Annotated in this window: 10 protein-coding genes and 1 pseudogene; 2 read left to right on the top strand and 9 right to left on the bottom strand. The window is 58.8% G+C overall.

The annotated features are described in order from the left end of the window. Positions 1–1,337: YDG domain-containing protein (locus Q7T06_RS09715; RefSeq protein WP_304784091.1), on the top strand; the 1,337-nt coding region annotated here is incomplete at its 5' end. Positions 1,338–1,387: 50 nt separating this feature from the next. Here Q7T06_RS09715 and Q7T06_RS09710 read toward each other — a convergent pair. The 7 genes from Q7T06_RS09710 to Q7T06_RS09680 all read right to left on the bottom strand — a co-directional run bounded on the left by Q7T06_RS09710 (position 1,388) and on the right by Q7T06_RS09680 (position 7,317). Beyond that, entirely contained in the window at positions 1,388–1,780 is a 393-nt protein-coding gene (locus Q7T06_RS09710; protein WP_304784089.1) for a TraR/DksA family transcriptional regulator, read from the bottom strand. 119 nt (positions 1,781–1,899) lie between these two features. Next, entirely contained in the window at positions 1,900–2,895 is a 996-nt protein-coding gene (locus Q7T06_RS09705; protein WP_304784093.1) for a zinc-dependent alcohol dehydrogenase family protein, read from the bottom strand. Between the two features lie 95 nt (positions 2,896–2,990). Continuing rightward, positions 2,991–3,617: a SagB/ThcOx family dehydrogenase gene (locus Q7T06_RS09700; RefSeq protein WP_304784088.1), complete on the bottom strand. Its 627-nt coding sequence runs from the start codon at positions 3,615–3,617 to the stop codon at positions 2,991–2,993. A 304-nt stretch (positions 3,618–3,921) separates the two neighbouring features. Then, entirely contained in the window at positions 3,922–4,713 is a 792-nt protein-coding gene (phnE, locus tag Q7T06_RS09695; protein WP_304784086.1) for a phosphonate ABC transporter, permease protein PhnE, read from the bottom strand. Positions 4,714–4,721: 8 nt separating this feature from the next. Beyond that, complete coding sequence (locus Q7T06_RS09690) at positions 4,722–5,561, bottom strand: ABC transporter permease (protein ID WP_304784084.1); 840 nt, start codon at positions 5,559–5,561, stop codon at positions 4,722–4,724. Beyond that, entirely contained in the window at positions 5,561–6,376 is an 816-nt protein-coding gene (locus tag Q7T06_RS09685; protein ID WP_304784081.1) for a phosphonate ABC transporter ATP-binding protein, read from the bottom strand. Before Q7T06_RS09685 ends, Q7T06_RS09690 begins: the two co-directional genes overlap by 1 nt. A gap of 65 nt (positions 6,377–6,441) precedes the next feature. Next, positions 6,442–7,317: a putative selenate ABC transporter substrate-binding protein gene (locus Q7T06_RS09680; RefSeq protein WP_304784079.1), complete on the bottom strand. Its 876-nt coding sequence runs from the start codon at positions 7,315–7,317 to the stop codon at positions 6,442–6,444. 186 nt (positions 7,318–7,503) lie between these two features. Between Q7T06_RS09680 and tehA the strand changes: the two genes are divergently transcribed. Beyond that, positions 7,504–8,451 carry a dicarboxylate transporter/tellurite-resistance protein TehA gene (tehA, locus tag Q7T06_RS09675; RefSeq protein ID WP_304784077.1) on the top strand — a complete coding sequence of 316 codons (948 nt, stop codon included), beginning with the start codon at positions 7,504–7,506 and terminating at the stop codon, positions 8,449–8,451. A gap of 26 nt (positions 8,452–8,477) precedes the next feature. On the opposite strand, the gene Q7T06_RS09670 is transcribed toward tehA, so the two are convergent. Then, positions 8,478–11,210, bottom strand: a complete 2,733-nt coding sequence (locus tag Q7T06_RS09670; protein ID WP_304784075.1) for a bifunctional diguanylate cyclase/phosphodiesterase — start codon at positions 11,208–11,210, stop codon at positions 8,478–8,480. 25 nt (positions 11,211–11,235) lie between these two features. Then, positions 11,236–11,429, bottom strand: a pseudogene (locus tag Q7T06_RS09665) (prepilin-type cleavage/methylation domain-containing protein); the annotation flags it as partial.

The raw sequence follows: 11,429 nt of genomic DNA, 5'->3' as shown, positions 1-11,429 counted from the left end.
GCATCGATTACAGCCAGACCAATGCCTTGAGCGTCGGCACTGTCGGTGTGGCCGGCATCAATACTGCAGGGGCTGCCAAAGTCGAGACTACCGGCATCGCTTCCGACATGACGCTCAATGCGGCGGTAACCTCGGCCGCTGCAGGCGACGCGATCATCCTCAAGGCTGCCAGCAGCAATGCGGCGGGCGTCAGCACTGGCGGCCAGTTGATCAACAATGTCGGCGCCACCGGCATCAGTGCTGCAAACGGCCGCTACCTGGTCTACAGTGGCGATCCGGCGGCCACCACCGAAGGCGTCAGCGGCTACAGCAAACGCTACAACACGGCCGCCAGTCATACGCCCGGTGGCACGGACAATATGTTCCTGTACCGCATAGCGCCGACGCTGACGATTACGGCAAATAACGCCACCCGTGCATACGGGCAGGCCGATCCGGTATTTACCGGCACCGAGTCCGGCTACATCGATGGCGACACCGCTGCCAGCGTAGGCGTCAACCGGACTACCACGGCGGTATTCAACACGCCGGTGGCGGCAGGACCGGTCACCATCAACTCCGGTGCCACCAATAGTCAAAACTATGCGCTGGTACTCGGCAATGGCACGATGAGCATCACCAAGGCAGCGATAAGCAGCGTGAGCGGAATCACGGCGGCAAACAAAACAGTGGATGGCAATACGAATGCAACGTTGAACACGAGCGCTGCCGTCTATAACGGCAGCGTCGCCGGCGACGTACTCACTGTCGGCACTGTCACTGGCAATTTCAACACGCCCAATATCGGCAATGGCAAGACTGTTTACCTGACGGGCATCACGCTGGGAGGAGCGGCGGCAGACAATTACACGCTGCTCAGCGACAGCGGCACCACTACGGCCAGTATTTTGACCCTGCATAATCTTAGTACGCCGGCACCCACTACGCGCAATACGCTGCGATTCGAAACGTCGGACCTGAGAGCCGCAGACTTGGATGCATTGCTTGTGAAAACGGTGGCGGCCGCCAAAAACAGTACTGAAATACTGGTCAGAACCATACGCGATCCTGATGAACAGCAAGCCGGCATCGTCTCGATAGCCCTGTCCGGCGAAACGGCTTATTCACATGCCGGCTTCCAGTTTTCCTTGCCGGCTGGCATATTCGCGCAAGCGGGAGGGGATGAGGAGCCGATACGGATCAGCACCTTCATGGGCCAGCCTTTGCCTTCATGGCTGCACTACGATGCCGTTGCGAAGAAGTTTGTTGCCGCAACCGTGCCCGCAGGCGCGTTGCCCCTGCATGTCTGGGTGCAAGGTAAAAAAGCTGCCGTCATGCTCAATATTTCAGACATGTAGGATGACGCGATGAAGCAGCCCAGCCGCGCATGCTGATCGCAATGCGCCAGCTACAGTGTGGCGCCAGGCGCAATGCCGCGCTGCTGTTCGGCTTCCAGCTCGGCCTGGCATGCCAGGCAGCGTGCCGCCGCCGGCTGAACTTGCAGCCTTTGCGGCGCGATGTCGGTACCGCATGCGATACAGCTGCCATACGTGCCAGCCTTGATGCGCGACAGTGCAGCATCGATCTTTTGCAGCTCGGCCAGTTCATTGCCGAATTGCGCAATTTCAGTGTCATTGATCAAGTCGGCCACCGCTTCATCGCCGGATTCGGCGATTTGATTGAACGTGGTCTGGTCTATGTCATCGCCATGTTCCAGATGCGAGCGGATGCCGTTCACTATGTATTTGCGGTGCTGTTGCAACTCGGCTTCGAGTTGCGCTGCCAGGGTAGGTGAGATCATGCTGACTCCAGGGAATGGGTGACTGAACCATACAATATTGCCATCACAACGCTGACGGCTTGATGTAGGTCAAAACCACTGCACTTGCGTTTGGATGTGCGTTTGCTTCAACGTGCCGCTCAAGCTCCCGCTCCAGTGAGCAAAACGGCGGCGCCATCGAAGGTGCCGTCACGCAGCGCCGCGAGTGCCTGATTGGCGTCCTGCAGCGCGTACATGACAGGGGCCGTCTGCAAATGGAACTGCCGCGCCAGATCGAAAAATGCCTCGCCATCGGCGCGCGTCAGGTTGGCGACTGATCTCACCGAGCGCTCGCCCCACAGCAACGCATACGGGAAGCGCGGGATATCCGTCATGTGGATACCGGCACAGACAATAACCGCGCCCTTGCGGCTGACCGACAAGGCCTGCGGCACCAGCTCGCCGGCCGGGGCGAAAATGATCGCCGCATCCAGCAGGGCGGGAGGGCGGGCATCGCTATCGCCGGCCCAAGCCGCGCCTAAACCAAGGGCAAATTGCTGCGAGCGGGTGTCGCCGCGGCGCGTAAAGGCAAACACTTCCCTGCCTTCATGCCGTGCGATTTGCGCAATGATGTGCGCCGCCGCGCCGTAACCATACAAGCCTATGCGCTTCGCATCGCCTGTCATCGCATAGGCGCGATAAGCGATGAGTCCGGCGCACAGCAGCGGTGCGGCATGCGCATCGTCATATTGCTCAGGGATCAGGAAGGCATAACGCGCATCGGCCACCATGTATTGCGCATAGCCGCCGTTGAGGTCATAGCCGGTGTAAAGCGCTGCATCGCACAGGTTTTCCCGCTGCATCCGGCAGAAATCGCAAGTGCCGCAACTGCCGCCCAGCCAGGGCACGCCGATGCGGGCGCCGAGCGGGAATTCCTGCGCCAGATCGCCGCGCTGGACCACGATGCCGACGACTTCATGACCCGGTATCAGCGGCATTTTGTGCAGCGGCAATTCGCCGTCGAGGATATGCAAGTCGGTGCGACAGACGCCGCAGGCCAGCACCTTGATCAAGACTTCGTGAGCCGAGGGGACAGGAACCGGCACCCGCATGGCTTGCAAGGGCATATAGCTATGCTCCAGCACCATCGCCAGCATGGTGGTCGCGGATTGTTCAGCCGATCGTCGGTTCTTGATATCCATATCCGATGTGCGCGTCTGCGCCTTGTGCAGCAACTGCCGTGGAGCCGTACTCAAGCCATCGGATAACCGACCGATTGTGCCAATATGACGCGCTGCTCCTGTCCGAGATTCATGACTTTGGCCAGCGCGGGCCGATCGACCCAGCCGCGGGCTACCGTCGCCAGCCCGGCAGCCGCGCAAAACAGATAGACATTCTGGCTGATGAAGCCGGTATCGAGCGCCGCGTAAAATTTCTGATCCTTGATCGGCGCCTCATCGATTTTCGCCAGATTGGCCACGTAGATCAGATTGATCGGTACCTTGGGGACAAAATCCTGCCAGCCGGTGGCTGCCCGGATGTCGTGCTCCTGCACCAGGCGCAGCACAAAGGCATGCGGATCGAACAGATAGAGGCCTTGCGCCAGCGCGACATAGATATCGATTTCCTGCCAGTTCATCGCGGAGGGATTGGTGCGGTGCCCGTCGTCCAGCCGGTTGCAGCCGCATGCGGCCCACAGCAGTCTGGACAGGGTTTCAAGGCTGACAGCACGATCGCTGAAGTCGCGGCTGGTTTTGCGCCGGTAGAGTGTCTGCAGCAGTAACGCCTCCAGATCACTGGATGCGACCTGTGCCGACATGGTCGGCGGCGCGACGAGTGGCAAGGTGCTGACGGGCGTATTGGCGATCGGTGTAGTCATGAGATTTACTCTTTCTGGCTGGATGGCTGGATGACTTGAGGCGCCGGATGCATCTGACCTGCACGCCGGAACGACGCTATCGCAGCATCAGGTTTTTTAGCGTAAGGGCAAGGATGCCGGGAGTCCAGAGGAAAAGGCTGTAGCCGAGCGATTGCTGAAGCAACTTTGATTTACATCAAACGGGGGAGGGCAGCGCAAGAGCGCGGAGGGTAGAAGGAGGGAGGCACTTGCTTGCTGACAATCAAACACGAACTTCAATTCCCTGACTGGCCGGCGGCATCTGCAGGCCATGCCGTCCAGCCTGTCAGCGCGTCATCGCCCGCCGCAGCCCGAAACTCGCGGCATCGACGGCAGCAACCATCAACAGCATCGCGATGATCACGCTGGCAGCCTGCTGCATTTGAAACAGCGACAGGTGATACTTCAGCATCTGGCCGAGGCCGCCGGCACCGACCACGCCGAGGATAGCCGCGGCGCGGATATTGTTTTCCCAGCGGTACAGTGTGTACGACATCATTTGCGGACTGCTTTGCGGCAGCGTCGCATACAGGAAGGCAGCGACTGGATGCACGCCATTGATGCGCAGGCTTGCTTCGGCCAGCGGCGGGCAGTTTTCCAGCGCATCGGCAAACAGGCGGCCGAGTACGCCGACCGTGTGCAAGGCCAGCGCCAGCGTGCCGGCAAAAGGCCCCAGTCCGGCTGCAATCAGCAGGATGGAAGCCCATACCAGTTCCGGTATCGAGCGCAGCACATTCAATGCCGATCGCGTGGCCAGACGCGCCGTGACGCCACAGCGGCCGCTCGCAGGCAGGCTCAAGAGCAGGCTGAAAAATGCCGCCAGCAAGGTGCCGATGGCAGACATCGCCAGCGTTTCAAATGTCGCCAGGCCCAGCTTGCCGAGGAATCCTGCCCCCATCTCTGGAGGCGAAAAGCCGCGCAGGAATTCTATGCTGGTGCGCATCGCTTCAGGCGCAAAAAACTCGCGCCATTTCAATGGCAGCGTGTAGAAGCTGGCAAGCACCAGCAGCACCAGGCCGGCAAAAAGCAGCACCGTCGACCAGCGTACAGCCGGTGGTGCAGGGGGCTGTAAATTCATCGCGGCTTTCATGCGAGCCGCCTGCGCAACATGCCCGACACGCCGTCGGCGCCGGCAACCAGCAGCACAAAGACCAGCAACATCGTCGACAATTCGCCGCCGGCCATCATCTTGATCGATTCATCCATGCGCTGACCGAGTCCGCCAGCGCCGACAAAACCCATCACGACCGAGCCGCGTATCGCGCATTCCCAGCGGTAAACTGTATACGAAACCAACTCGGCCGCAGCCTCCGGCAAGGCGCCATACAGCAATGCGCCCAGGCGGCTGCTGCCATTCCGCAGCAAGGCATCGCAGGCAGTGGCATCGGAGGATTCAAGGATGTCGGCATACACTTTGCCCAGCATGCCGCAGTAAGTCAGCGCAATCGCAATCACGCCGGCAGTCGGGCCCAGGCCGACTATGCGCACCAGCAGCAAGGCCCACACCAGTTCCGGCACGCTGCGCAACAGCACCAGCAGCCAGCGTATGAGCTGGCGCGCTGCCGCTGCCAGCCTCGCAACCCGGCCAGTGCCCAGGCGTGAAATCGACAGCCGTTCCGTCGCCAGCAAGGTCAGCGGGATGGCGCCCAGCAGCGCGAGCGTCATGCCGGCAGTGGCCATCGCGATGGTTTCCCAGGTGGCGCGGGCAACCATCTGCAGAAATTCGAGCGAGTGTGCAGGCGGAAAAAAACTCGCCAGGAAATTCCAGGTCGCCGCCAGACTTTGCGCGTCGAATAAAATCCACGGTTTGAATTCAGCCATCACCAGCATCGGCCACAACACGATGATCGCAATCGCGACGCCGACCAGGCGGCCGCGCCAGGCCGGATCGCGCTCGGGAATGCCTGGGGAGACGGGCGGGAACATCAGCAACGCGGGATCGCAGTGACGGCGTCCAGCGCCACCGGCTCGCTGCGCTGATCGTCGTCCTTGCTGCCATTGCGGTACAAGGCGGCTATCATGGCGTCGCTCACATTTTCGCTGGCGGCATCGAACACGATCCGGCCATCGCGCAAGCCGACTATGCGCGGAAAGTGGGCCCGCGCCAGTTCGACTTGATGCAGGCTGCACACCAGGGTCGCTTGCCGTTGCGCGGCTTCCTGCTGCAGGACGGCCAGCGTCTGCAGCGCCAGCGTCGGGTCGAGCGCCGAGAGTGGCTCATCGACCAGAAATGCCTCGGCGCTGGAAACCAGCAAACGCGCCATGCCACAGCGCTGACGTTCGCCGCCGGACAGGCGATCTACGCGTGCATACAGCTTGTCCTGCAAATCGAAGCGCGCCAGTGCATGGAATGCCGCGCCGGGGTCGACCGGCTTGATCAGCGATCGCATCGCACGCCATACGCTCCATTGCGGCAACAAGCCCGCGAGCACTGCATTGACCACACGCTGGCGCGGCGGCATGGGCGGCGTCTGCGGCGCCAGGAACAGGCGTGCGCGCAACTTGTGGCGCTCGGCGCTGGCCAGCTGCCATGGATCGGTGCCTAACACAGTGATGCTGCCGTGCTCAGGTTTCAACGCACAGGCCAGCGTATGCAGCAAACTGGTTTTTCCCGCGCCGGATGGCCCGATCAGCACCAGCTGTTCGCCTGGCCGTATCGCAAGCGTCAATTCGCGCAAGGCATAGGATGCGCTGGCCGCACCGCTGTGGTGGACGCTGATATCTTGAAGATGAAATGTCATGCAGGCTTGATCAGATTTTCGCAAACGGCCACCTCCGCATATCTCGCGGAGGTGGCCGGGCAAACTTATTTCAGCAGGCCGGCATTGCGTGCCGCTGCTTCGATAGCCGCATAATTCTCCGGCTTGGTTGGAATGAAACGTGTCGCGCGCTGCAGCTCGAGGATTTCCTTGCCTTGTGCATCATTCTTGTTCAAGGCCAGAAACGCGTCGCTCAACTTCTTGCGCACGACAGGATTCATGTCCGAGCGCACGCTCCAGTTATAGTCGTAGTAACCGGGCGTCGTGTAAAACACGCGTACGCGTTGGGTATCCACCTTGCCGGACGCGATCAGTTTTTCCCAGACCGAGATATTGAGCGCGCCTGCATCTACCTTGCCGCCGGCAACCGCAGCCACGGTAGCGTCATGCGCGCCGGAAAATGCAATGCGCTTCATGTCGGTATCGGGATTGATTTTTGCTGCCAGCAAATACGAACGCGGCATCAGATGGCCGGAAGTCGACGACTCCGAGCCGAAACTGAAGTTCTTGCCTTTCAAGTCTTCCAGCTTGTTGATCGATTTATCTGTCGTGATGAAGACGGATTTGAATTTTTCATCTTCTTCACGCTGTACCAGAGGCACGATCTTGCCGCCGCTGCGCACATTCGCCTGCACGAAGGTGAAACCGCCAAACCAGACCATGTCGAGCTTGTTGTTGATCAAGCCTTCCACCGATGCCGCATAGTCAGTGACGGGCGTGAATTCGACCTTCATACCCAGCTTCTGCTCCAGATAGTCGCCCAGCGGCTTGAACTTGCGCTGCAGTTCAGTCGGCGCTTCATCCGGGATCGCGGAGACGCGCAATACTTGCTGCGCCTGCGCCAGACTGCTCATGCCCATTGCAAGCGTGGCCAGCACGGCTGCCGTGACGGTAGAGAATTTTGAAATGGATAGACGGATCATGCGACACCTTTTTTGCTATGGGAAAGGGATTATATGTTTGCAGCGAGCCCATACAGGACTATCCGGAAAATAAATTTTTCAGCGCTCACTGCAGCTTGCCAGCAAAATCAGTCTGATAAAATTCCTTCAGTGCGCTGCCGCAGCCTGCGTACCCGTCCTCTATTGCCACCATCAAGGAATAAAAATATGGCACGCATGCCGCTTCCCGCATCATTTTTTGGCATCGTGCTCGGATTTTCCGGGCTCGGACAGGCATGGCGCGTAGCCGTTCCCTTATGGGGCATGCCACCCTGGATAGCTGAGAGCTTGTTGCTATTGGCGACGCTGATCTGGTTAGTGCTGCTGCTCAACTACGTCATCCAGGCGCTGCGCAAGCCGCTGCTGGTTCGCAACGAATTTCAGCATCCGGTGCAAGGCAGTACGCCCGCGCTGCTTGCCGTTGCAACGCTGCTGATCGCGCTGGCCGCGCTTCCTTACTCGCGCCCGCTGGCGTATGTACTGACCATGACCGGCATATGCTGGCATCTGCTGTTCTCGCTGTGGCACACCGGCATCCTGTGGCAAGGCGGGCGCGACGCACTCGACACAGTGCCCACGCTCTATCTGCCTACGGTGGCCGGCAACTTCACCAGCGCGGCGGCACTGGGCGCGCTGGGGCATGCCGATTGGGGCTGGTTGTTTCTCGGTGCGGGTGTATTTTCCTGGCTGGCACTGGAATCCCTGGTAATCCAGCGTCTTTGGCACACCACCGGGATGCCCGCGCAACAGCGACCCTTGCTCGGGATACAGTTTGCGCCTCCTGTCGTCTGTGCCATGGCCTGGCAAATCTTAAGCCCGGGCAGTACCGATCACTGGCTGCTGATGTTGTGGGGCTATGGCTTGTTTCAATTGCTGCTGGGTATACGCTTGAGAAGCTGGCTGGCTGCACAGCCTTTTTCTCCCTCGTATTGGGCTTATACCTTCGGCGTGAGCGCGGCAACGGTGGTCGGATTGAAACTGGCGCTGGCCGGTATCGGTGCTGCGCAAATACTGGCGATACCGATATTTGTCGGCGCCAATTTTTTCATAGGCAATCTAACGGTACGCACCGTCTATCTGCTTTTCAGGCGACGCTTGCTGTCACACTCTGCGTAATGTGCGTGTGCGCCAGCTGGCTGTGACTAATTGGCCGGCAGCGCTTTGTCGTCTCCACTGGATCGCAAAGGCAGGGACAAGGCCAGCCGTTTATCTTCTGCCAGCATGGAGGAAAACTGGCTGGCTTCGATCGGATGGCTGAAGTAATACCCCTGGATTTCATCACAACCCTGTTGCTGAAGATAATCCAGCTGCGCCACTGTTTCCACACCCTCGGCGAGCACCTGCAATTGCAGGTTGTGCGCAAGACCGATGATCGATGCAACGATGGAGCGATTGCCCTGGTCATGTTCGATGTCACGAACAAACGATTGATCTATCTTCAATACACTGATCGGGAAACGCTTGAGATAGGAGAGGCTGGAATAGCCGGTGCCAAAATCGTCGATGGAAAACACGACGCCCAGCTTCCTGAGTGCATGGAAAATCGAAATCGCATGCTCGACATCATTCATGATCATGCTCTCGGTAATTTCTATCTCCAGGCATGTACCTGGCAAGCCGGTGTCCCGCAATATGTCTGCCACCACATCGACAAATCCCGGCTCGGCAAACTGGCGCGCCGACACATTCACTGCGATGCTCACAGGCTTGATGCCTGCACGGTTCCAGAGCAGGGCTTGCGCACACGCTACACGCATCACCCATGTACCCAGCGGCACGATCAACCCAGTCTCTTCAGCCAGGCCGATAAACTGCAGGGGCGGGATCAAGCCTGCAGTCGGATGACGCCAGCGCACCAATGCTTCAGCACCCAGAATCTCACCGGTCTTGAGGCTCACCTTGGGTTGATAATGCAGCAGGAATTCATCCCGTTTCAAGGCCAGACGCAAGTCGGCTTCAAGCTCCAGTCGCCGGTGATTTTCGACGTTCATCGCGGCATCATAAAAACGGTAAGCGTTGCGGCCGCTCTGTTTTGCGCGATACATCGCAATGTCTGCGCGTTCTATCAAGGTCAGACCATCATTGATCTCGGCCGGATGCAGCGCGATGCCTATGCTGCATGTCAGCAAAAACTGCTCTGACGAAATCGCAAAAGGCCGGGTCAGCAATTCCATCAGCATGTATGCAGTTGCCGCAACTTTTTCAGCGCAATCTTCCCCCGGCAGCAGCAATATAAATTCATCTCCTCCCAGTCGGCCGGCAATACCCGTAGTGGCTTCCCGCAATCGTGCCGCGATGACCTGCAACAGCAAGTCGCCCATTTTGTGGCCGAAATTGTCATTGATGAGCTTGAAGCGATCGATATCCACGTACAGCACGGCAGCAGGAGTATCGGTAGCGGTTATTTGCGCGATCCTTTCCTCTACACCATGACGGTTGAGCAAGCCGGTCAAACTGTCGTACAGCGCCTGGTATAACAAGCGTTGTTCCCGTTCCTGTATCTGGATCGCGACCGCAATGCGATTGGCCAGCTCGGTAAGCCCGGCAAGCGACTCTTGCTCCAGCGACGCCGCACCTTGCCAGGCCAGCGACAACATCCCGCAGCCACGGCCATGCCATAGCAAGGCTATGCTCCAGCCGGCTTCACCTGCAGCCAGGCCAGGAAAGGGTGGCGGCGGGCGGTTCATGACGCCGTTTGCGTGTTCTGCGAGTAGTGCTATCTCGCGGTCCGATATCCGGACATCATCTTCAGTGAGCGGCGCATCTTCACCCTTTTGAACAAACAATCGCCCCGATTCAAACTCGTTTGGCGCTTGACGGGCGACGTACAGCGTCGCTCCGGGAACGATGCTCCGCATCGCGGCCGCGACCATGCTGATCAAACGGGGCAAGTTCAATTGATCGCGCATCTCATGATCGATCGCAGATAGCGTTTGCAGCGTGTTCAATTGCCATTCGATGCGGGATGACATCTTGTTGACTGCAGCACTGAGGTCGCCAAACTCGTCTTGCGAGTCCACGCTGATTTCCCTATAGTCGCCGGCAGCAATGCGCTTGGCGCCATCGATCAGTTTTTCCAGAGGCACCATGGTGCGGCGTATCTGGACCAGACTGAGCAGCATGATCAGTAGCACGCTCAGCACCGCGACGCCAAGGTACACATTAAAAAACTCTGAAAGAGCCGCTTTGCCAGGCGAAAAACGGCGGGCAGTCACTATCGTCCACGGATCGGCCCGAAATTCCGATGTCAGAAACAATTGCCACTGACCGTCCTGCGTCAGTGCACTGCCTGCCTTTATCTGCGCCTCGTCCGGGTAGCCGCAATACAGACGAATATTTTTGCCGTAGACGCAGATGTTGTAAGCAGCACTGACATCATCGCGCTCGCCCCATAAATAGCTGGGACTGATGCGCGCCAGCAGCACGCCATCGCGTTCGCCATGCACGGGTAGCGACAGGAAAACCAGCGCCGTCTCTGCCGCTGCATTTGCGGGCACTATGGTCAAGACAGGAATTTTCGCTGTATGGATTTCTTTTAACTGGGCGTCACTTAAATACTGCGCCGCCGGATGCTTGCGGTTTGCCTGCGCGTCGCCAGTATCGATATGGTCTATCGCATCGAACATCGGAAGGCGCACACTGGACGCACCGCGCTGTGAACCTGGCGCTATATTTTCAAGAACGGAACGGGCCAGACCCAGCCGCCCCAGCATGGCCATCGCATAGGCCCGGCTGCTTTCTACCAGTTCGCTACGCAGCTGTTCCTGCATCAGCTGCGTGACATTGCGGTAGGTAAGTATTGCCAGCAGCGAAGTCGGAAGGAGGGCGGCAATAAGGAACAGGATGGCGATGCGCCTCGAAACCCTGCTCCGCAAAAATTTCCCGTTTATACGCATGGAATCAGAAGTTCGCAGCCAGATCTATAAAAATGCCTTGATTGGCGCGCAATACATCGTCCAGGCTAGTGCGATGTGTAATTTGCGAACTGCTCAAGCCATCTTTGCCTACGCTATAAAGATCGAAATCCGAGTTCAAGGGATTGAGCCTGCGGTCTTTACGCGTCTGGGCATGGCCATGCACCGTGGTCAAATCAA

Origin of the sequence: Herminiimonas sp., from assembly GCF_030645555.1 — a bacterium.
Lineage (GTDB): Bacteria > Pseudomonadota > Gammaproteobacteria > Burkholderiales > Burkholderiaceae_D > Oxalicibacterium.
The sequence above is the reverse complement of the archived record's forward strand: the minus strand, read 5'-3'. Positions and strand labels throughout refer to the sequence as shown.